Raw genomic sequence first — 20,823 nt, forward strand, 5'->3', positions numbered from 1 at the left:
TCGTGAGCGAACCATCGGACCATCTCTTCTCTCCCTTGAAACTACGCGGCTTAACCTTTCCCAACCGGATCGCGGTCTCACCGATGTGCGAGTATTCGTCTGCCAACGGCCATGCGACTGACTGGCATCTGGTGCATCTGGGTAGCCGGGCCGTCGGCGGCGCGGGACTGGTGCTGACGGAGGCCACCGCCGTGAACCCGGAGGGCCGCATCAGCCCCTTCGATCTGGGAATCTGGGACGATGAGCACATCCCTATGCTTGCGCAGATCACAGCCTTTCTGCACCAGCATGGAGCCTACGCCGGGATGCAGTTGGCGCACGCTGGACGCAAGGCCAGCATGGCGCCTCCCTGGGAGAAGACCCATACGGTTCCGCCCGAGGAGGGCGGCTGGCAGGCCGTTGCTCCTTCGGCGGTTCGGTTTAGCGATGCTTATCCGCTGCCGACGGCGCTGGATCGCACGGGAATGGACAAGATCGTTCGGGACTTCACAGCCGCCGCCGTTCGTGCCCGCTCGGCTGGGTTCGATGTCGTCGAAGTTCACGCGGCGCATGGCTATTTGCTGCACGAGTTTCTTTCGCCGCTCTCGAACCACCGCACCGACGAGTACGGCGGGACGTTTGCGAACCGCGTCCGCTTTCCTCTGGAAGTGGTGCGTGCAGTGCGCACCGCGTGGCCTGCGCATCTGCCGGTGTTTGTCCGTATCTCCGCTACGGACTGGACACCGGAGTCGCTTGGTGAGAGCTGGACGCTTGATCAATCTGTGACCTTCGCGCGGCTGCTGAAGCAGGAGGGCGTTGATCTGATCGACGTCTCGACGGGCGGCAATCATCCGGGGCAGCAGATCCCGCTGGGGCCCGGCTATCAGGTGGTTCACTCGGCGACGGTTCACCGCGAGGCGGAGATACCGACGGGGGCTGTCGGCATGATTACGGCGCCAGCGCAGGCTGACCGCATCATTCAGAGTGACGAGGCGAGTCTTGTGCTGCTGGCGCGCGAGATGCTGCGCGATCCCTACTGGCCGCTCCATGCCGCGCAGCAGCTTGAACAGCCGATGACGTGGCCCATTCAGTATCTCCGCGCTGCGAGCGCGAAGACGCCGCCGCGCCAGCCGGTTGCCACTCCGACCGCCTGAGGTTGCCTGCGCAAAGCGGGAAAAATTGCAAGTCACGAAGCATTTGGTGGCCTATACTTACAAGCAAGCCGGACGGCGGCCCTATTATGGCCGCGCGATCGACGGAGCTTTTGGTATGGCGCAGCATCAACCAGTCCGCAAGTCTTCCCCGCCCTCCGGGTCCGAGATCCCGGATAAGCTCTACTTCCGCATTGGCGAGGTGGCGCGGCTGGTGGATGTGCCTGCCTACGTTCTGCGCTTCTGGGAGAGCGAGTTTCCTAACCTGAAGCCGCACAAGGGCGGCACCGGGCAGAGGCTCTATCGCCGCCGTGATGTCGAGACTGCGCTGCGCATCAAGTCGCTGCTCTACAGCGAGGGCTACACCATTCCGGGCGCGCGCCAGGCGTTCAAGACCGAGACCAAGCACAAGGAGCCGCAGCTTGCGCTGGGCATCAGCGAGGCAGCCCAGGCCATCGAGCCGCGAAAGCTGCGCAGGCTTCAGAAGGACCTCCGCGATCTGCTCGATCTGCTCTCGAAACCGGCCGCGCCGCGCGCTTCCGTGCTCCACCCCATCGTCAGGCCGCGGAAGACAGCGGAGACGCGCCGTACCTCCTCGCCTCTCTTCGATATGACCACGCCGCCGGACAACGCGAGGCATTAGCCCGGACGACTGCATGAACCCCTTCGACACATCTTCGAACAACCCCCGAACCGGATCCAGATCCCGCAGCCGCAAGACTGTCAGTATCGGCTCGACGCGCGGTGCGATGCCGATTCAGTGCCAGTACTGCTCCGGCCAGTCGTTTCGGCGCTCGCGGCTGCGCTCAGAGGACTTCTGGCAGATGGTGCTGATGCGCTATCCGGTGCGCTGCCTGAGGTGCAGTCAGCGCCAGATGGTGAGCTTCACCATCGCCGGGCTTTCGCTCTCGTCATTGACGAAACACACCCGGCCCGTCCGCACAGAAGAGACATGGAAACACTGGACCGAGTCCCCCGATAGCAGTGCTCACGTTGCCATCCAGCCTCCGCGACGCGACGAGTAGGCGCTAGAGCGCGATCCATCCCACATGAATCGCCCAAAGCGACAGCGTGGCGATGACCACCCAGAGCAATACGCCCTGAATCATCGGCCTTGCGCCAGCGCGCGCCGCGCCTCTTCCATCGTTGCCGCGGCCGTCTTCGCGTAGCGCAGCAGGACGCTCCCGGCCTCGGTCAGGGCAATTTGCGTCCCATGTCCTTCGCTCGCGCCCCGGTCGAACAGCCGCGCTCCAGCTTCTTCTTCGAGTGCGCGTATCTGCTGACTTACCGCAGGCTGGCTCAGATGCAGCACCTCCGCCGCCTTGCGAAAGCTCATCTCGTCCGCCACCGCCCGAAAGACTCTCAGCCGAAAGTTTTCCAAACCCCGCTCCTCGCATTGTCCACAGGGCGAACCACCCCCGCTACCTCACGAGCATAAGCCCGCGTGAGGCACACCCGATAGAATCAACCAAAGCAGCACTGCCAGGCGAACGAGACTCCTCATCCTTGCCATCGAGCCCGAACCCCAACGCGACCTCTCCAAACGGCCCGGAGCCTGGGCCTGAACTCACGCCCGAACCTACACCCGAGCCGGCGCTTGAGAGTATTCACTCCCCGAGCCAGGGGCTGTTCTCGTGGCTGCGTCCTTCGGCCCGGCACTCGGCGTACTCGGCCACGCTGCTCATCATGGTTTCGACGCTGTGCTCGGGCGTACTGGGCCTGGTCAAGACCAAGATCATCAACCACATCTTCGGGGCAGGGCCGCAGGCCGATGCATACTACGCCGCCTTCGAGCTGCCCGACATGCTGGCTTACTTTCTGGTGGGCGGAGTGGCGTCCATCTCGCTGATTACGATCCTCGACCGTTACCGCGCGGCGGGCGACGAAGAGGGCGGCGACCGCGCCATCTCCGCCGTCCTCAATGCAATGATCATCGTCTTCGGCCTGGCGATTCTGCTGGCCGAGATCTTCGCGCCGGTCTATGTCCACTGGAAGTTTCACGGCTTCAGCGCGGAGAACGCTGCGCTGGCCACTTCGCTGACGCGGCTGCTTCTGCCCGCGCAGCTCTTCTTCTTCATCGGCGGCGTCATCGGATCGAAGCTGCTGGTGCGCAAGATCTTCATCTATCAGGCCATCACGCCGCTCATCTACAACCTCGGCATCATCTTCGGGGCCGTGTTTCTCGCACAGAGGTTTGGCATCTATTCGCTGGTGATCGGTGTGCTGGCTGGAGTCATTCTTGGCCCGGCGGCGCTGAACGCTTTTGGTGCGCGACGCATCGGACTGCGCTACCACCCGATCTTCAATCTGCGACATCCTGCATTTATTGAGTGGCTCAAGCTGTCGCTGCCGCTGATGATCGGCGTCTCGCTGGTTACGGCGGACAAGTGGATACTGAGCTTCTTCGCTTCTTACGATACGGGTGGCATCACTCACCTGAACGTCGCCAAGACGCTGTTCAACTCGCCGATGGGCATTATCGGACAGGCTGCCGGGGCCGCGTCGCTGCCGTTTTTCTCAACACTGTTCAGCCAGCAGCGCCTCGGCGACTTCGCCGGAGCGGTCAACCGCGCTGTCTCGCGCGTGTTCTGTGCGTCACTGATCGTCGCGGCCTGGATGATTGCGCTCGCCTCTCCGATCCTCGATCTTTTTCGCGGAGGAGCCTTCAACCGCATCGACGCCGCCGACACGGCGAAGTACTTCGCCATCTTCGCCATCACGCTGGCGCTGTGGACCTCGCAGGGCATCTACGCTCGTGCCTTCTACGCGGCACGCAATACGCTGACGCCTGCAGTTGCCGGAAGCATCATCACTCTGCTCTCGATTCCGGTGTATCGCTTCTTCTTCCACTCGGTCGGCATGGCGGGACTGGCCATTGCGTCAGACGTAGGCATCGTGACCCAGACGGCCACGCTCGCCGTGCTGCTCGACCGGAGCAAGCTGGTGCCTATCACCGGACTCGAAGGCAGAGAGCTTGCACGCTCTCTGCTGGCTGCGCTCATCAGCTTTGGCGGAGCCGCCGCTGTGGTTCGCTGCGTTCCTCTCTCGCACGGGTACCGAAGCGATGTACTCATCATCGCAGCGGCGAGCGTTGTGTGGGCCGCGCTCTGCTGGGGCGTCCTCGCGCTGACCGGCTCGAAGCTGCCTCAGCAGCTTCTCTCGCGGCGCGCCTGACGGGAGCGGCCCGCTGGCATGGATGCCGCTTGCGACAACTTGCCGCGCTCCGTTGGCTGGGGTAGCTTCAGAGTATGCAAGAGTATTGTCACCGATGCGGCGGCGAGCTTCCTGCCGGTGACGGCCTTTCGCCCTTTTGTCCGCACTGCGGCTCTCCACAACTCTTTCTACAGGAGTACGAGCAGCAGACCAGCGCCTCGGAGGGCGAGACGACCGGCGCGCTGCCGCCTCCGCGTCCGCGACAGGTGGAGTGGAAGACGGCCATCCGGTGCGCGCTGGCGGTGGCCGGAGTTGCCGCCGCGCTGAGCCTGGTGGCGGCGCGGGTAGGCGTGGTGTCTCCGCTGAGCTGGCTTTGGACGCTGAGCGGCTCGATCATCGCGCTCGGGTTCTACCAGCGCAGAAAGCCGCAGGCGTGGATGGATGCCGGAGTGGGCGCGCGGATTGGGCTGGTGACGGGACTGGCGCTGGTAGTGGGACTGGCCTGCTCGGCAGCCGTTGCCGGGCTGGTGGCACGCTATGGCCTGCACAACATGGCCGGGTTCGACACGCAGTTAACCGCGCAACTGGCGCAGTTGCACGAACAGATCCAGAAGAGCGGCGCGGCCAGTCCGGAGCTGCCGGAGATGTTGCGCTTTATTGCAACCCCTGAGTTTCGCGTGGGCTTTATGCTGACCGGCATCTCGATGGGGGCGGGATTTCTGCTGCTGCTCTCGACGCTGGGCGGAGCGGTGAGCGGCATGTTGCGCACGCGGACCAAGGTTTCGGCGTGAGAATTTCTGCATCGTGAATGATTGCCTGTAGCAGTAGAATCGAAGCACTCGTTTCCATCGATCGTGCAGAGGACCGGGTAAGAGAACGTGAGATTTCAGACGTGCGAGATGGTGGATTCTCCAGACGCGGACCTGGTTTCGCGGACGCTGGAGACGTGTCTGCGCACGCAGTGGAGCGACGTGACGCGCGAAGGCAGCGCCATTGTGCTGCGCGGGCTGGGGCCGACGCACCGGATCAACCGCAATGACCGCGCCGTCTTCGAGGTAAGACCCGCCGACGAGGGCAGGACTGCGATTGAGGCCGATGTAACGTACCTCGCCTCTGCGCTGGTGGGCGACGCGGCACCGCAGAATGAGCTGGTGCAGCGCAAACTGGACGGGGTGCTGGAGCTGGTGCGCATGGACATCGACCTGGCCCGGCGCAGAGCATCTCAAGCGAACGAGTTGAAGCCCAGGCTGGTCAATAAAGGCGCTGCCGCCGCCGTTGCCGAAGTGCCTGAGGCCGCAGTTGCTGCCCCTCTGCCGCTTCCGGCCGAAGAGCGCAGGCAGAGCGCCGACCTCGTCGAGGACGACACTCTGCCCTATTTGTCGCCGGTCGCCGATGTGGCTACGCCTGAGCCGGATGCAGCCTCCGACCACTTCGCAACCTACGCTGTCCTGCCTCCGCCGGACGCCGTGATCGAGCCCCAGTTGGTGCATCGAACTGAAGATGCGGAGGTTCCGGAGACCGAAGGCAAGTCCAGGCGAACGAAGCCGGAACGCGCGAAAGATCGCTCGCTGGTCAAGATCTTTGCAACGCTGCTGGTCGTCTTTGTGCTGGCGGGCGTGGTGGAGGAGGGATGGCTGCATCGTGCCCAACTGAACCAGCAGACGGGCGACTGGCGCTCCCGGTGGAGCGAGAGCGCGTCGGACACCGTTCCCGGCGCTCCTGTGTTGACTCCTGAGCAAAAAGCAGCCGTGCAACTGGCGGCGCGAGAGGCTGCGGCGGCCGACGCCGAAAGCGCCGCTGAAGCCGCGAAGCTGGCCGAACCTGATCCGAAGAAGTGGCTGGCCAACTGGGCCGACGCGCTGAAAGGACAGGACGCCGGAGCGCAGGCTGCCTTCTACGCCGACCAGGTGGAAAAGTACTTTCTGCGCACGGATGTGAGCCGAGCAGACATCATGGCGGCCCAGCAGGAGGCGATTCACCATCGAGGCCAGACGTGGACGCTTACGCTGGATGACGTCGTGGTTGCTCAGCAGACAGATACGACCGCGCGGATACTGCTGGTGAAGCACCTGGTGACGGACAGCGGGACGGGCAAGGTAGAACAGCGGCTTCCGACGCAGATCCGGCTGAAGCGGATTGACGGTGAGTGGCGGATCGTCTCCGAGCAGACTCTGGGCTAAGGCGCGCCGAAGCAGGGGCTTCATAGGCGGGGTTGGCTGCTGGTATCATCAAGCGCGAACAGTATGAGCGAAACTATAGGAACGGCAACTCACAAGATTCGGGAAAAGGGCCGGCTGATGTCCGCCTCCGAGATCGAGCGCACGCTGGTGCGGCTGGCACACGAGATCGTGGAAAAGCACGACGGCAGCAAGAACGTCGGCCTGGTTGGCATCAAGCGACGCGGCGTTCCGCTGGCCCAGCGGCTGGGCGCGATGATCGAGAAGATCGAGAAACACCCGGTGGACACCGGCGTGCTCGACATCAGTTTCTACCGCGACGACCTCTCGACCGATGGGCCGCGTCCGAAGGTGACAACTGGCGCGATTGGCTTTGATGTGACGGGCCGCGACATTGTGCTGATGGACGACGTGCTCTACACGGGCCGCACCATTCGCGCGGCGCTCGATGCGCTCTTCGACCAGGGCCGCCCGAAGAGTGTCCGGCTGCTGGTGCTGATCGACCGCGGGCACCGCGAGTTGCCGATTGAAGCGACGTTTGTTGGTCGTACCGTGCAGACCTCGCAGCGGGAGATTATCGAAGTGATGTTGTCCGAGGTGGATGGGCAGGACCAGGTTCTGCTGGTGGAACGGGTGGATTGATGGCCGGTGTGACGACGCGAAGAGATGCTGGATACGCGCCGGGTTCTCTGTTAACGATTGCGAGCATACCGCTGGAAGAGGTTTCGTCGATTCTGGCCGAGACGGCGCGGATTGAGCGGATGTCCCACGCCGAGCGCGTCGAGATACTTGCCGGGCGACGTGTGGCCTTGCTGTTTTATGAGTCGAGCACGCGGACACGGACCTCGTTCGAGCTGGCGGCGAAGTCACTGGGCGCAACGACCACGCTCGTCAGCGACAAATCTTCGTCTATCGAAAAGGGCGAGAGCCTGAAGGATACCGGCCTGACGCTGCGCGCGCTGGGCGCTGAGTGCATCATCCTCAGACATCCCTGCTCGGGTGCGCCGTTTCTGCTGGCTCGCATGACCGCGCTGCCGGTGCTGAACGCGGGCGATGGAATGCACGAGCATCCTTCGCAGGCGCTGCTGGATCTGCGCACGATGCTGACTCGGCTGCATGGGCCTGATGCCGCGACCACGGCCCGCGCCGATTCGCTCGCGGGCGTGACAGTGGCGATCACGGGTGACATTCTGCACAGCCGCGTGGCGCGCTCGAATGCGCTGCTGCTGCCGAGGCTCGGCGCAAAGGTGTTGCTGTGCGGACCGGAGAAGCTGCTGCCTGAGACTGCACTCGGTTTAGGCAGCGGCGTCGAGATTATGCGCGACTTCGATGCTGCGCTCAGGCGCGCGCAGGTGGTAATGATGCTACGCATCCAGAAGGAGCGGCTGGCCGGACTGGAACTGGATCTCGCCGACTATGTCGCCGGGTATCAGTTGAGCCGCGAGCGAGCGGCAACATACGCGGCGAAGGCGCTGGTGATGCATCCCGGGCCGATGAATCGCGGCGTCGAGATTGAGGGCGAGGTGGCCGACGGGCCGCAGTCCGCAGTCGAGGATCAGGTACACCATGGGCTGGCGGTGAGGTCGGCGCTGCTGGTTCGCGCGCTGGGTGCGGGCCGCTTTGAGAGCATACGAGTATGAGCGAGATTTTGATTCTGGGCGGGCGCGTGGTGGATCCTGCAAGCGGGCTCGATGCTGAGCGCGATGTTCTGTTGCGCGATGGGCGTGTGGCTGCCGTGGAAGCTCCGGGTACGCTGAAGGGCGTAGCGGCGGCGGAGACCGTGGATGCGGCAGGCTGCGTAGTTGCGCCGGGATTTGTGGATGTTCACGTCCACCTGCGTGAGCCGGGGCAGACATACAAGGAATCGATTGCTACGGGGACGGCGGCAGCCGCTGCCGGTGGATTCACCACTGTGGTGGCCATGCCGAACACCGTTCCGGTGAACGATTCGGTGGCGGGACTGGAGTGGATGCTCGATGCGGCGCGCGGGTCGGTGGTGAAGCTGCTTACCATGCCTGCAGCGACGATGGGCAGCATGGGCATGGAGCTGACCGATTTCACCGCGCTGCGTAAAGCCGGGGCCGTGGGCTTTACCGACGATGGTAAGCCTGTGCTCGAAGATGACGCGATGCGCGTTGCGCTGGCGACGGCGGCTCGGCTGGGCGTGCCCGTCTCGCAGCACGCGGAGGATACGCGGCTGACCGGCGGTTGCAGCATGAACGCCGGGCCAGTAGCGTTCCGGCTGGGCCTGCGCGGAATGACGGTCGAGGCCGAGGCGCGGATCGTCGAACGCGACATTCGGCTGCTGCGCGAGATTGAGAAGGCCGAGGGGCTGAAGCCGCATCTGCACGTGCAGCACGTTTCGACGGCGCGGGCGATGGAGGCGATTCGCGCGGCGAAACGCGAGGGGCTGCACGTCACTTGCGAGGTCGCGCCGCACCACTTCACCCTGACGGACGAGGCGGTTGGCGATTACGACACGCACGCGAAGATGAATCCTCCGCTGCGCGCTGAGGTGGACCGCGCGGCGATGGTCGCCGGGTTGATGGACGGGACAGCGGACTGCATCGCCACCGACCACGCTCCCCATGCTGCGCACGAGAAGGAGCAGGAGTTCGAACGCGCTCCGAACGGGATCACGGGTCTGGAAACCGCGCTGGGGTTGGCGCTGCGCGTACTCCATCGCGGACAAGGAATGACATTGGCGCGGGTGGTCGAGCTGATGAGCGTGAATCCGGCAAGGGCGATCTCGCTCGATGGCCGCGGGACGCTACGCGCAGGCAGCTATGCCGATGTGGTGGTCTTCGACCCGGCGGCGGAGTGGAACTTCCACGCGAAGGATTCGCGGTCGAAGTCTCGCAACACGCCGTTCGACCGCGCTGCGATGGTTGGCCGTGTGCGGACTACGATCTGCGAAGGGCGAATTGTGTTTCGCGGATGAGATGCACTCGGTGAACAGCAGATTTCTCCGCTGCGCTGTGGAATGGAAAGACCAATCAACGGACTGACTACAGTAAGCCGCTGGAGCGAAGCTGGCCGCGTACCGAAGCGAGGAACTTCTGGCGGGCATCGTCTGATTCAATCTCTGCGGCAACCTGATCGCACAACTCGCGGAGATTGTTCGAGCTGCTGGACGCGCGTTTGACCAATACGCTTGCGATGGGGCCGACGTAGTTGGCGAGCTTGTGAGAGATCTCGCTGAGCTGTTCAGGCTGATACTTCGAGCCGGTGCCGCTGGCGTGCTGCGCCGGTTGCGCAACGTGCGGTGTGACGGGCGTTCCAGCAGCGACGTGCGGAGTCGCGGTGACGAATGCTCCATGCGGGTGCGTGGATGGGTCCGGGTAGGCGAGGTTGAGCGCGGCGAGAAACTCGCGGGCACTCTGCCAGCGGTTGCGTTTGTCTTTGTCGAGCGCCTTCATCGTGACGAGCGAGATCGGCTCCGGCACGCGCGGGTTGACCTGGTGCGGCGGAACGGGCGGGTGCTGGAGATGGTTGGCGATGACCTGCGGATAGTTTGCGCCCTCGATAGGCAGCTTGCCGGTGATCATCTCGTAGAGCGTGACGCCCATGGCGTAGAGATCGGCACGCTCGTCGGGCTGCTCGCCGTAGATCTGCTCGGGCGGGATGTAGTGCATGGAGCCGACGACCGTTCCGGCTACGGTCAGGCGCGGGTCCGGTGTAGCGAGCGCGATGCCGAAGTCGAGCAGCTTCACCTGGCCGGTGGAGGTGAGCATGATGTTCGACGGCTTGATGTCGCGGTGGATGACGTGCTGCGAGTGCGCGTAGTCGAGCGCGGCGAGTACCTGGCGCGTATAGGCGACGGCCTGGTCGAGCGAGATGCCCTGCGGAAGAATGCGGCGCAGGTCCAGACCATCGACGTACTCCATGATCATGACGAGCTGATTTTCGTGGCGGAAGGCAGTATGGAGCGCGGCGATGTTGGGATGGTTCAACGCGGCGAGCACGCGGATCTCGCGCGTGAAGCGGTCGAGCATCTCCTGATTGCTCGAAGCTGCGGAGAGCAGCACCTTCATGGCCTCGATGCGGTCGGAGATCAGGTGGCGGACACGAAAGACCTCGCCCATGCCGCCGTCGCCAAGCGGGCCAACAATTTCGTAAGAGTCGATGCGGGTTCCGGGGAGCCAGGGCATTGGGCTTCCAGTTTATATGGTTTTCATGTGGTCAAAACAGATTCCTAAACCAGACGGCTCGATAACTCATGCAACTTCAGCGCCATGTTCGAGCAGCCTCAGCAGCGCAGCCTCGTCGAGCACCGGCACGCCGAGCGAGTTGGCTTTGTCGAGCTTCGAACCTGCCTCTTCGCCCGCGACAACGTAGCTGGTCTTCTTGCTGACGGAACCGGAGACCTTGCCTCCGGCGGACTCGATCTTCTCCTTCGCGGCCTCGCGGGTGAGGTTGGGCAGCGTGCCGGTGAGCACGAAGGTCAGGCCTTCGAGTTTCGTGCCCCGCACGCGCTTTTCGGCCGTGAAGGTGAGGCCCTCAGTACGTAACCTCTTGACGAGATCCAGATTGCGCTTGTTGTCGAAATATTCACGGATGGCCTCGGCGACCTTGGGGCCAACGTCGTTGATGCGTGTCAAGTCGTCAGCACTGGCGGCGATGAGCGCGTCCATGCTGCCGAACTCATCGGCCAGGGCCTGCGCGGTGCGCTCGCCAACGTGGCGGATGCCGAGACCGAGAATGACGCGGTTGAGCGGCTGCTGCTTCGACCGCTCAATCTGCTCCAGCAGCGAGTCGGCTGACTTTTCGCCAATGCGTTCGAGCGTGAGCAGATCTTCTTTTTTGAGCGTGTAGATGTCGGCTACGGAGTGGACCAGCGCCTTGCGCGTTGGCGCTCCGGTTGGAGCATCTCCGTTCTCGCCGAGCGCATCGTCCGCCTCATGCTCCGCGATGCTGTGGCCGAGCAGTTGTGCGACCAGCACTTCGCCGAGGCCTTCGATGTTCATCACGCCGCGCGAGGCAAAGTGGCGCAGCTCCTCTTCGAGTCGCGCAGGGCAGCTTGCGTTGACGCAGCGCCAGTCGACCTCACCCTCCTCGCGCACCAGCGGCGTCTTGCAGCGCGGGCACTCGGCGGGGAACGTGATTTTGTGGCGCGGGGTCTTCGAGCCTTTCTCCTCGACCACGTGGGTGATCTTGGGGATCACATCGCCGCCGCGCTCGACTTCGACGAGGTCGCCGATGCGGACGCCAAGCCGTTCGATCTCATCGGCATTGTGCAGCGTGGCACGCGTGACGGTAGTGCCGCCGACAAAGACCGGAGCGAGTGCGGCCACGGGCGTCAGCTTGCCGGTGCGGCCTACCTGAAAGAGCACGTCTTCGAGACGTGTAGTCGCAGCGCGCGCGGGAAACTTGTACGCGATGGCCCAGCGCGGGGCCTTGCCGGTGAAGCCGAGGCGGCGCTGCTGCGCGGTGGAATCGACTTTGATGACGACGCCGTCGATCTCATAGCCAAGCGTCTCGCGCAGAGGTTCAGCTTCCTGGATAAAGCCAATCACATTCTCGATGTTGGCGACGGTGCGGGCGTGCTGGTTCACGCGAAAGCCTGCTGCACGCAGCGCGTCGAGCGTTGCAGACTGCGCGGGCAGTAACATCTCGCCGTTTTCCAGCAGAAAGTAGGCGTAGTAGTCGAGACGCCGCTGGGCGACGATGTTCGGCTCGAGCGTGCGGATGGTGCCTGCGGCTGCGTTGCGCGGGTTGACCGCAGGAGCGAGCCCCTGCGCGACGCGGTCTTCGTTCATCTTGACGAACGCGGCCTGCGGCAGCACAACTTCGCCGCGCACCTCGAAGCTCTGCGGCAGTCCCGCCGCCTTGAGCTTCGCAGCGGAGACACTGAGCGGCACAGAGCGGATGGTGCGGACGTTCGTCGTCACGTCTTCGCCGATGGTGCCATCGCCGCGCGTCAGGCCGCGCACGAGCTGCGCCGAACCATGTGAGCCGGGGCCGTAGTGCAGCGCGACCGAGAGGCCGTCGAGCTTCAACTCGCAGACAAACTGCACGGACTCGCTTGCGGGCAATGCGTCGCGCACGCGCTGGCCCCAGGCGCGCAACTCGTCTTCATTGTAGGCATTGTCGAGCGAGAGCATAGGCCGCGAGTGCGGCGTCTTGACGAAGCCCTCGCGCGGTTTGCCGCCGACACGCTGCGTGGGCGAGTCGGGCGTGATAAGCGCGGGATGCTCGGCCTCCAGCTTTTTGAGGCGGTTCATCAGCTTGTCGTACTCGGCGTCGGTGATCTTCGGCTCGTCGAGAACGTAGTAGAGATGCTCGTGGTGGCGCAGCTCGTCGCGCAGTGCCTCGATCTGCTGGCCTGGAGTGGGGGCGGTCCGCATACCGAGAATTATAGAGACGGTATTTTGTTCCCGGTGCGATATGCTGGCCGCATGGAACCTGTGACGCACCTGATGACAGGGGCCGTGCTTGCGCGCGCCGGCTTTAACCGCAAGGCGGCCTACGCAACGCTGGCCATGACGCTGGCCGCCGAAGCTCCTGATCTGGATACGCTATGGTCGTTCAAGGGGCCGGTTGCGGCGTTCCAGCATCATCGCGGATGGACCCATACGTTGCTCGGGCTGCCGTTGGAGGCCGCAGTTGTCGTTGCTGTTGTCTGGCTGATTCATCGCTGGCGCATGAAGCGAAGCTCAGGCAAGCCACCCGCTGCTCCGGTGTGCTGGTGGCTGCTCTACGGATTCTGCATCATCGCGTTGCTGAGCCACCTGCTGCTCGACTGGACGAACAACTACGGCATCAGGCCGTTCTTTCCGTTCAATCCGCGCTGGTATGAAGGCTCGATTGTCTTCATCTTCGAGCCGGTCATCTTCGGCGTGTTGCTGATCGCGCTGGTCGCTCCGGCGCTCTTCGGGCTGGTCTCAAGCGAAGTCGGCGCGCGCAAGCCGATCTTTCGCGGGCGCGGATGGGCGATTGCGGCCCTCATCGCCATCGTCGCGCTATGGGGCTGGCGTATCGTCGAGCGGCAGGATGCTACGCAGCTTGCTCAGGCAGAAGACTACGGTGCGCCGGTCATGCGCGTCTTCGCCACCCCCTATCCGGTGAATCCGTTCCGCTGGAACGTCATCATCGAGACGCCCGCGTTCTACCAACTGGCCACCGTGGACACGCTGAGCAACACCGTCACGACCAGCAAGGAGTCCGACATCTTCTATAAGCCTGCGACCACGCTGGCGACGCTCGTTGCCAAACGCACCTGGCTGGGTGAGGTCTATCTGGACTGGTCGAGCTTTCCGCTCGTCACCGAGACCGGCACGAGCTACGAGGGCCTGACAACTGTCACCTTCCGCGACCTGCGCTTCATGTACGACACCTTGTTCCTGAAAGGCCGTGAAGACCCTCCACTCTCCGGCAAGGTCGTGCTCAACCCGGACCACCGCGTGGTGCGCATGGAGATGGACGGTCATGTACAGCACTAACGCTGCGAGTTGACCCGCAGGCGGTAAAGTCCGACAATCGAGAGTGCCGCTTCCGCGCACATTTGCACTACACAGAGGTCCCGCATGGCTGCCTATCTCGTTCTTCTCGTTGCCGTTCTCAGCCGTATTCTGCCGTACTCGTTCCACACGGTCAATCTGGGATTCACGGCCGTCGGCGGCGGTCTGTTGTACTTCGGCGCACGCCGCAGCCGGTGGCAGTTGGTCTTCGCCGTTCTGGCCTTGATGGCGACTGACTATTACCTGACGGTGTATGTGTTCGGCTATCCATTCCACGCCAGCGACTATCTGGTGACGTGGGGATGGGAAGCTGCCGCCTGCTTGATGGGCTTCTATATGCTCCGCACGAAGAGCACCGGGTGGCGCGTGGCTGGGGCCGTCGCGGCCTCTTCGACTTCGTTCTTCCTCGTGAGCAACTTCGTCGTGTGGGCGGGCAGCGTGATGTATCCGCACACGGCAGCGGGCCTAGGCGCCTGCTACGTCGCGGGCATTCCGTTCTACGCGAATGACGTGATCTCAACTGCCCTCACGGCTGGCGCGCTCTTCGGACTTCCGGCTCTGGCTCGGAACATCGCCGAGACGCTGCGCGGAGCGGAGAACAACAACCTGCCTCTGGCGTAAATCATCCCATCATCTGAGACAAAAGCCCGCGAGCACTTGACTCGCGGCTTTTTTATTCTTCCTCGACCGGGAACCGCGTCCCTCTGCGGCGATCGAAGAGCTTGCGGACGACGTAGGCGGCGACCAGCACGACGAAAATTCCGCCGCCGCCCAACACATAACCCAGGTGGTCATGGATCATCTGGATGAGGCCGTGCAGGATCTGCGGGCCGTAGAAGATGGTAATCAGCGCCCACACCATGAAGCGCAGAAACTTGCCCGTGAACATGGCGCTGAAGAACCACACCGGCTTCATCTCAAAGACGCCTGCGGCCAGCTCGAACAGCTTCACCGGCATGGGTGGAGGCAGCATGGCCGGAATCATGATGGCCAGAAACTCCTGCTTCTCGAAACGGTCGCGCAACTGTTCGTAGCGTTGCCGGTTGATACGCTTGAGCAGAAACAGCTCGCCGCCTGCGCGGCCCAGATAGTAGGGCACCATGCTGCCGATGGCCGAACCCAGCGCCGCGACGAGACAGTAGACGACGAACCGCGCGTGGTTCTCCGCTACATCTTTGATGAGCAGCGCGTCGAGCGGCATCGGGATCGCCGCTGAATCGACGATGGCCATGCCGCCCAGACCCCAGAGGCCGAGTGCCTGCAAGGCAACGTTCGCTTTATGGATCCAGAGAGAGGCGGGAATCTTCACGGGGGTCTTTTTATTTTACCTGTTTACCTGGGCGCATTTAGCCGCGAGTATCCCCATTGGTGGTGGCGTTGTGCTCAGTGCGGCCAGCCAGCAGGTCGAGCGCGTGGGGCAGCAGAGGGAGAACCGCCGCAAGCGAAGTGCGCGCGCCTCGAACACTTCCCGGCAGGTTGACGACGAGCGTCTTGCCCACGGTCCCGCACACGCCCCGGCTGAGCGCGGCCAGCGGCGTCTGGCTGGCTCCCTCAGCGCGCATCCGCTCGGCAAGTCCGTCGATCAGCCGGTCGCAGACCATCCGCGTCGCCTCGGGAGTGACATCGCGCGCCGCAAGCCCCGTTCCGCCTGTCGTGACAATCAGTTGAGCGGCATCGGCATGGCGGCGCAGGGTCTGAGCAATCAGATCGATCTCGTCCGGGACGATCTCGGCTCCAACGTCCTCGATTCCCACCTCGCGCAGCATCGCACAGACGGCGGGGCCGGAGAGATCCTCCTGCTCGCCGCGCGAGCAGCGGTCGCTGATGGTCAGCACCACGGCACGTATCCCGGATCGAAACGTAGCGGTCACGCCATCCAGTGTACCGGGCGGCGGAAACGGGCGAAACTGCTCTTCCGGGCCGTTTTTCCACCAAAGATGAGAAAATAGAGGAAGACTGTCCCAGGCATTCCGCCCGGCGGCCAATTCGCTCATCTGACGTAACTTTCACCGCTCGAAACCGTCAGAACCAACATCCATGCCCACGCTTGAGACACCGCCAGACTCCGCACCGCCTACTCCGCCCGTGAAGGTGCGCACGGCGCGCTATGGCGATCTGGAGGCCCACGAGGTCATCCACCTGCTCGACGCGCTTGACGACGAGCAGGCACGGGCGCGGTTCCGCGAGTCCGTCTACATCTCCATCATCCTCTGCATGACGCTGGCGTGGTTCGTCATGTACGGGCCGCAGGTCCTCTTTCACCAGCCGCGCGTCATCAACCCGATGGACGTGCTGAAGCAGCGGGAAAAAGAACTGACGTATCTGGACATGCAGAAGTCCGCGCCGAAGCTGCCGCACAAGCCGACCAACGTGCTGAGCGACAAGGACCAGACCCAGCAGACGGCGAAGCCCACGCTCGACAAGAAGACACTCCAAGAGCTGGAGGCGATGCGCAAGGCCGGAGCGCCCACGCCGACGCCCGCCCTGGCACCTGCTCCCGCCGAGCAGCCGCAGCAGGCCGCGCCGCAACAGGCGCATAACCAGCCTCCGCCCGCGCCGCTGCCGCAGCACGCGGCCCAGCAGCAGGCCATCGTAGACGCGCCCCGACCTGCGCCTACACGGCCCAACTTTGGCAACCAGAGCCAATCCGCCGGGGACGCGATCCGTCAGGCGGCCGAGCAGGCAGCGCGCAACCGGGGCAACGGTGGTGACTACGGCGCGAACGCTCCGGCGGTGCACGGCGGCCTGAATACCGGCGTCGAGGTACTCTCCGACACGCAGGGCGTCGATTTCGGACCGTACCTCAGGCGCATCCTCGGCGACATCTACCGCTCGTGGCTGCCGCTGATTCCCGAAGAAGCACGGCCGCCGCTGAACAAGCAGGGCGAGTCGCAGATTCGCTTCACCATCCTGCCCGACGGACGCATCGGCGCCATGAATCTTGACGGCTCAACACACGATCAGGCACTCGACCGCGCGGCGTGGGGCAGCATCACCGGCGTGGGACAGTTTCCGCCGCTGCCAGCCAGCTTCCACGGTCCGAATCTTGTGCTGCGCATCAACTTCCTGGTGAACATGCAGCCCGCTCAGTGACGCCGATGCCCGCTTTGGATCAAGAAAAATTTGTCGAGCGTAGAAGTCTCGAACGCCGCCGCCAGGTGCGCGGGTTGCTGCTGCTTGCGCTGGCCGTGCTGGTCTTCAGCCTGCTTCGTGCAGGTTTGCATCACGTATTCACTCCTGCGGGATGGTGGCGACTCTGGTGAGCGACTACGCGGAAGACAAGCCGCTGATCGTCATTGCCGGACCAACCGCCAGCGGCAAGACCTCGCTCGCCATTCGTCTGGCCGAAGAGTTCTTGGGCGAGATTGTCAGTTGCGACTCAGTCGCCGTCTACCGCGAGATGGAGATTGGCACAGCGAAGCCTTCGCATGAGGAGCGCGCGCTGGTACCGCACCACATGATCGACATCGTGTGGCCCGACGAACCCTGCACCGCAGGCGACTACAGCCGACAGGCACGCGAGGCGCTCGCCGGAATCACGCAGCGCGGCCACGTGCCCATCGTCGCCGGAGGAACGGGGCTGTATCTGCGCGCGCTGATCGATGGCCTCGCACCCGCACCTCCGCGCCAGCCTGCTCTGCGTGAACGCCTGCGAAGCCGAGCCGATGAGCGGGGTGCAGAGCATCTGCATCGCGTTCTCCGGCGGCTCGATCCTGCCGCCGCCCGCGCCATTCACGCCAACGACATTCCCAAGGCCATTCGGGCGATTGAAGTTTCGCTCGCAGCGAGACGACCGCTCACCGAGCAATGGCAGAAGGGCCGCGATGCCCTAACCGGCTACCGCATTCTTCGCCTCGGCCTTGCCCCGCAGCGCGAGCTGCTCTATGAGCGCATCAACCAACGCGCCGCAGCGATGTTCGAGCGTGGCCTGATCGAAGAGACCGAACGCCTGCTCGCGCGCTACGGAGACGACTGCCGCCCGCTCGGCTCGCTCGGCTACGCGGAGGCCGCAGCAGTACTTCGTGGAGACCTGACCCGAGAAGAAGCCGTCGCCAGAGCACAACAGGGACACCGCAACTATGCCAAGCGGCAGGGCACCTGGTTCCGCCGCGAGCATGGGATGCACTGGCTGCACGGCCCAGGTAGTGACGCCGGAGTCGAAGAGCAGGCGCGCGATCTGGTTCAGAAACATCTGAAAGGTAATAGAATTTGACGGTCTGGCCACAAGAAATTGAAAAGAGAGAGGCTACATGGCTCAGTTGATGAAAACATCGAATCCCGCATTGAACTCGCAGGTATTCCGCCGCGAATACTCCGGCGTGGGCGACACGATGACACTCGAAGGAACGGTCAACAAGACCGGCATCCTTCTGCTGTGCACCATGGCAACGGCGGCCTGGGCCTGGCACGCCTTTATGCAGACCCGCTCCGCGGCGACCGTGCTTCCCTACCTTTGGATCGGGCTGATCGGCGGATTCGTAGTTGCGCTGGTCGTAACGTTCAAAAAGACCTGGGCGCCAGTGGGAGCGCCTGTTTACGCGTTGCTGGAAGGGCTTGCGCTGGGCAGCATCTCCTCGGTGCTGGAGCTGCGCTTCCCGGGAATCGCGATCGAGTCCGTCGCCCTGACCTTCGGCACCCTGCTGGTGCTGCTGCTGGTGTATCGCACCGGAATCATTCGCGTAACCGACAAGTTTCGACTGGGAGTGATTGCGGCGACGGGAGGCATTGCGCTCTTCTATCTCGCAGAGATTGCGCTCGGGTTCTTCGGCATTCACTTCAATTCGATCAACGGATCGGGGATCGTCGGCATCGGCTTCAGCGTCTTCGTGGTCATCATCGCGGCCCTGAACCTCGTTCTCGACTTCGACTTTGTTGAGAGCGGCGTGACGGCGGGTGCGCCGAAGTACATGGAATGGTACGGCGCCTTCGGCCTGATGGTGACGCTTGTGTGGCTTTACCTGGAGATCTTCCGCCTGCTCACAAAGACGCGCAGCAACTAGCGTCCTGTCCCCGAGGTTCACAACATCATTCAAGCTGTCATCCTGAGCGGAGTTTGGCCGTTTTTACGCCAAACGGAGTCGAAGGATCTGCGGTTTGCGATTCCAATTGATGCTAAGGACTTTCGAGACACCACACTAGCGTAGAAGGAGTGCGAAGGCCCATCACGAAGGATGGGCCTTCTTGATTTCCGCCGACGATCCGCTACTGCCGAAGGACGAGGTCCTGCGCAAGCCTGAAGCGCAGCAGCGACTCCGAAGGAATCTCGATGTCGCGGTTGCCGGTCAGCGCGCCGGTTGCCGTGCCCGCGCCAGCGCCGGCCAACCCGCCGATCAGCAGGCCAGTGCCGCCGGAGGCGATGCCGCCGATCAACATGCCGAGTCCGGTGCCTCCGCCAATGAAGGCTGCGGTGCGTTTGCCTTTGCCCTTCTTGCTGCGGGCGTAGTCGCTGGTCTCAATGGGATACTGCGTGCCGTTGAGCGTCAGGCTGGTCAGGCGCAGCTCAAGAATGGACGCGCCCTTGAAGTGGCCCCGGCTGTGAGCCGCGACAATCTGCCCGCCGACGGGCGTTCCACGCGGAATGACGGCGTTGCCGTCCGGGCCGCTGACTCCCTCGGCCACCTCGCCGTCGAAGCGGTCGCCGGGACGACTCGATTTGACGCTGATGTGCTGATTAATCCGGATAGACATCGACGTTCCGCGTGGGATCACAATCTCGGCAGGGCGCACAGGCCCGACGGCCGGCGCAGCCTGCTGCGGCTGTTCGGCGCCATACGGACCGTCGCCGGCCACCGCCGGCTGCCCGGGAGCAACGGCGGGTTGACCAGACGCAACGGCGGGCTGGTTCGCCGGAATGGTTGCCTTAGGCACAACGGTCGTGGTGACGACTTGCCCTGTCTGGCCCGGCACTGGCGGCTGCACCGTCGTCGTCACGGTGTTACCGTTCTTATCAACCGAGACGACCTGCTGCGCCTGACCGGTGGCCGCAGCCTGCTTCTTTGCCGCTTCAAGGGCGGCATCCTGTTTGGACTGGCAGCCAGTCATCATCACCAGCCCGAGTACGAGTACTGCGACAGACCTGCCTGCATGACGAATGTTCATGGGATCACTCCAATTTTTCTGGAATTCACAAGGCGGGGGAAAAGATAGAATAGGATTGCAAAGATAAGCATGTGATGCAGATTCCACGTCAGGTGTTGCCTGCCGGGCAAAGGACACGATCATCGATGACCCCAACCAATCCCCCAGCTAATCCGCCAGCCAAACGCGCGCAACTCTCTCATCTTACCGCGCAGCTCGACGATCTGCGCCAGCGCGGCACCTTCTTCCGGCTGCGCGTGCTCGATGACGAGCAGGGTCCGGTCTGCACCTACGACGGCAGGCGCGTCATCAACCTGGCCTCGAACAACTACCTTGGCCTGTGCGACCACCCGAAGCTGCGCGAGGCGGCCATCGCCGCGACGGAGAAGTACGGCGTAGGCTCGGGCGCGGTCCGCACCATTGCAGGCACGATGCGCATCCACATGGAGCTGGAGGAGAAGATCGCGGCGTTCAAGGGTGTCGAGGCCTGCGTCGTCTTCCAGTCCGGCTTCACGGCCAATGCAGGCACGGTGTCGAGCATCCTTGGCAAGGAGGACTTCATCGTCTCCGACGAGCTGAACCACGCGAGCATCATCGATGGAGCGCGGCTCTCCAGGGCAAAGATCAAGGTCTTCCGTCACAAAGATGTTGCCCACGCCGAAGAACTGCTCAAAGAAATTCAGAACGAGCCGGGGCGCAAGCTGCTCATCACCGACGGCGTCTTTTCGATGGACGGCGACATCGGCCCTGTGGACAAGCTGTGCGACCTTGCCGACAAGTACGGCGCGATCATGATGGTCGATGACGCGCACGCATCGGGCGTGC

General features: G+C 63.5%; 22 protein-coding genes. 15 read left to right on the plus strand and 7 right to left on the minus strand.

Annotated elements, in window-relative coordinates:
- Positions 1 to 2: 2 nt before the first annotated feature.
- From VFU66_RS05115 to VFU66_RS05125, 3 genes are all read left to right on the plus strand, one after another.
- The gene (locus VFU66_RS05115) at positions 3 to 1,133 is read left to right on the plus strand and encodes an NADH:flavin oxidoreductase/NADH oxidase (RefSeq protein WP_326445161.1); all 1,131 of its coding nucleotides are present in this window, start codon (positions 3 to 5) and stop codon (positions 1,131 to 1,133) included.
- Between the two features lie 115 nt (positions 1,134 to 1,248).
- A complete protein-coding gene (locus VFU66_RS05120; protein ID WP_326445162.1) occupies positions 1,249 to 1,773 on the plus strand; it encodes a MerR family transcriptional regulator in 525 nt (174 codons plus the stop codon).
- A 106-nt stretch (positions 1,774 to 1,879) separates the two neighbouring features.
- Complete coding sequence (locus tag VFU66_RS05125) at positions 1,880 to 2,155, plus strand: hypothetical protein (protein WP_326445163.1); 276 nt, start codon at positions 1,880 to 1,882, stop codon at positions 2,153 to 2,155.
- An 80-nt stretch (positions 2,156 to 2,235) separates the two neighbouring features.
- Here VFU66_RS05125 and VFU66_RS05130 read toward each other — a convergent pair whose 3' ends face one another.
- The gene (locus tag VFU66_RS05130) at positions 2,236 to 2,511 is read right to left on the minus strand and encodes a LysR family transcriptional regulator (protein ID WP_326445164.1); all 276 of its coding nucleotides are present in this window, start codon (positions 2,509 to 2,511) and stop codon (positions 2,236 to 2,238) included.
- A gap of 125 nt (positions 2,512 to 2,636) precedes the next feature.
- On the opposite strand from VFU66_RS05130, the gene murJ reads away from it, so the two are divergent.
- From murJ to VFU66_RS05160, 6 genes are all read left to right on the plus strand, one after another.
- Positions 2,637 to 4,304: a murein biosynthesis integral membrane protein MurJ gene (gene murJ, locus VFU66_RS05135; protein ID WP_326445165.1), complete on the plus strand. Its 1,668-nt coding sequence runs from the start codon at positions 2,637 to 2,639 to the stop codon at positions 4,302 to 4,304.
- Between the two features lie 74 nt (positions 4,305 to 4,378).
- Complete coding sequence (locus VFU66_RS05140) at positions 4,379 to 5,074, plus strand: zinc ribbon domain-containing protein (protein WP_326445166.1); 696 nt, start codon at positions 4,379 to 4,381, stop codon at positions 5,072 to 5,074.
- A gap of 87 nt (positions 5,075 to 5,161) precedes the next feature.
- Positions 5,162 to 6,463 (plus strand): Cif family virulence factor, encoded by a 1,302-nt coding sequence (locus tag VFU66_RS05145; protein ID WP_326445167.1) that lies wholly within the window; start codon positions 5,162 to 5,164, stop codon positions 6,461 to 6,463.
- A 63-nt stretch (positions 6,464 to 6,526) separates the two neighbouring features.
- Entirely contained in the window at positions 6,527 to 7,102 is a 576-nt protein-coding gene (gene pyrR / locus VFU66_RS05150) for a bifunctional pyr operon transcriptional regulator/uracil phosphoribosyltransferase PyrR (protein ID WP_326445168.1), read from the plus strand.
- Between the two features lie 8 nt (positions 7,103 to 7,110).
- The gene (locus VFU66_RS05155) at positions 7,111 to 8,100 is read left to right on the plus strand and encodes an aspartate carbamoyltransferase catalytic subunit (RefSeq protein WP_326445169.1); all 990 of its coding nucleotides are present in this window, start codon (positions 7,111 to 7,113) and stop codon (positions 8,098 to 8,100) included.
- Positions 8,097 to 9,401: a dihydroorotase gene (locus VFU66_RS05160; RefSeq protein ID WP_326445170.1), complete on the plus strand. Its 1,305-nt coding sequence runs from the start codon at positions 8,097 to 8,099 to the stop codon at positions 9,399 to 9,401. Before VFU66_RS05155 ends, VFU66_RS05160 begins: the two co-directional genes overlap by 4 nt.
- A gap of 67 nt (positions 9,402 to 9,468) precedes the next feature.
- On the opposite strand, the gene VFU66_RS05165 is transcribed toward VFU66_RS05160, so the two are convergent.
- The gene (locus VFU66_RS05165) at positions 9,469 to 10,611 is read right to left on the minus strand and encodes a serine/threonine protein kinase (protein ID WP_326445171.1); all 1,143 of its coding nucleotides are present in this window, start codon (positions 10,609 to 10,611) and stop codon (positions 9,469 to 9,471) included.
- Positions 10,612 to 10,677: 66 nt separating this feature from the next.
- Positions 10,678 to 12,807: an NAD-dependent DNA ligase LigA gene (gene ligA / locus VFU66_RS05170; RefSeq protein ID WP_326445172.1), complete on the minus strand. Its 2,130-nt coding sequence runs from the start codon at positions 12,805 to 12,807 to the stop codon at positions 10,678 to 10,680.
- Positions 12,808 to 12,858: 51 nt separating this feature from the next.
- Here ligA and VFU66_RS05175 point away from each other — a divergent pair, with 51 nt between their 5' ends.
- Together VFU66_RS05175 and VFU66_RS05180 are read left to right on the plus strand one after the other, a co-directional pair.
- A complete protein-coding gene (locus VFU66_RS05175) occupies positions 12,859 to 13,902 on the plus strand; it encodes a metal-dependent hydrolase (protein WP_326445173.1) in 1,044 nt (347 codons plus the stop codon).
- An 84-nt stretch (positions 13,903 to 13,986) separates the two neighbouring features.
- Entirely contained in the window at positions 13,987 to 14,541 is a 555-nt protein-coding gene (locus tag VFU66_RS05180) for a DUF6580 family putative transport protein (protein WP_326445174.1), read from the plus strand.
- Positions 14,542 to 14,593: 52 nt separating this feature from the next.
- On the opposite strand, the gene VFU66_RS05185 is transcribed toward VFU66_RS05180, so the two are convergent.
- Together VFU66_RS05185 and VFU66_RS05190 are read right to left on the minus strand one after the other, a co-directional pair.
- A complete protein-coding gene (locus VFU66_RS05185; protein WP_326445175.1) occupies positions 14,594 to 15,229 on the minus strand; it encodes a YqaA family protein in 636 nt (211 codons plus the stop codon).
- A gap of 37 nt (positions 15,230 to 15,266) precedes the next feature.
- Complete coding sequence (locus tag VFU66_RS05190; RefSeq protein ID WP_326445176.1) at positions 15,267 to 15,914, minus strand: MogA/MoaB family molybdenum cofactor biosynthesis protein; 648 nt, start codon at positions 15,912 to 15,914, stop codon at positions 15,267 to 15,269.
- Between the two features lie 43 nt (positions 15,915 to 15,957).
- On the opposite strand from VFU66_RS05190, the gene VFU66_RS05195 reads away from it, so the two are divergent.
- Positions 15,958 to 17,013, plus strand: a complete 1,056-nt coding sequence (locus VFU66_RS05195) for an energy transducer TonB (RefSeq protein WP_326445177.1) — start codon at positions 15,958 to 15,960, stop codon at positions 17,011 to 17,013.
- Here VFU66_RS05195 and VFU66_RS05200 read toward each other — a convergent pair.
- Positions 17,007 to 17,144, minus strand: coding sequence for a hypothetical protein (locus VFU66_RS05200; protein ID WP_326445178.1), 138 nt, complete (start codon positions 17,142 to 17,144; stop codon positions 17,007 to 17,009). The genes VFU66_RS05195 and VFU66_RS05200 overlap by 7 nt on opposite strands.
- 35 nt (positions 17,145 to 17,179) lie before the next feature.
- On the opposite strand from VFU66_RS05200, the gene miaA reads away from it, so the two are divergent.
- Both miaA and VFU66_RS05210 read left to right on the plus strand, forming a co-directional pair.
- Entirely contained in the window at positions 17,180 to 18,133 is a 954-nt protein-coding gene (gene miaA, locus VFU66_RS05205; RefSeq protein WP_326445179.1) for a tRNA (adenosine(37)-N6)-dimethylallyltransferase MiaA, read from the plus strand.
- A gap of 37 nt (positions 18,134 to 18,170) precedes the next feature.
- Complete coding sequence (locus VFU66_RS05210; protein ID WP_326445180.1) at positions 18,171 to 18,920, plus strand: Bax inhibitor-1/YccA family protein; 750 nt, start codon at positions 18,171 to 18,173, stop codon at positions 18,918 to 18,920.
- A gap of 202 nt (positions 18,921 to 19,122) precedes the next feature.
- Here the strand turns inward: VFU66_RS05210 and VFU66_RS05215 are convergent, their stop codons facing one another.
- Complete coding sequence (locus tag VFU66_RS05215; protein WP_326445181.1) at positions 19,123 to 20,019, minus strand: hypothetical protein; 897 nt, start codon at positions 20,017 to 20,019, stop codon at positions 19,123 to 19,125.
- Positions 20,020 to 20,144: 125 nt separating this feature from the next.
- On the opposite strand from VFU66_RS05215, the gene VFU66_RS05220 reads away from it, so the two are divergent.
- On the plus strand, positions 20,145 to 20,823 hold a 679-nt coding region (locus VFU66_RS05220; RefSeq protein WP_326445182.1), incomplete at its 3' end, for an aminotransferase class I/II-fold pyridoxal phosphate-dependent enzyme.

Origin of the sequence: Edaphobacter sp. (genome assembly GCF_035763405.1) — a bacterium.
In the GTDB taxonomy this organism is placed as follows: domain Bacteria; phylum Acidobacteriota; class Terriglobia; order Terriglobales; family Acidobacteriaceae; genus Edaphobacter.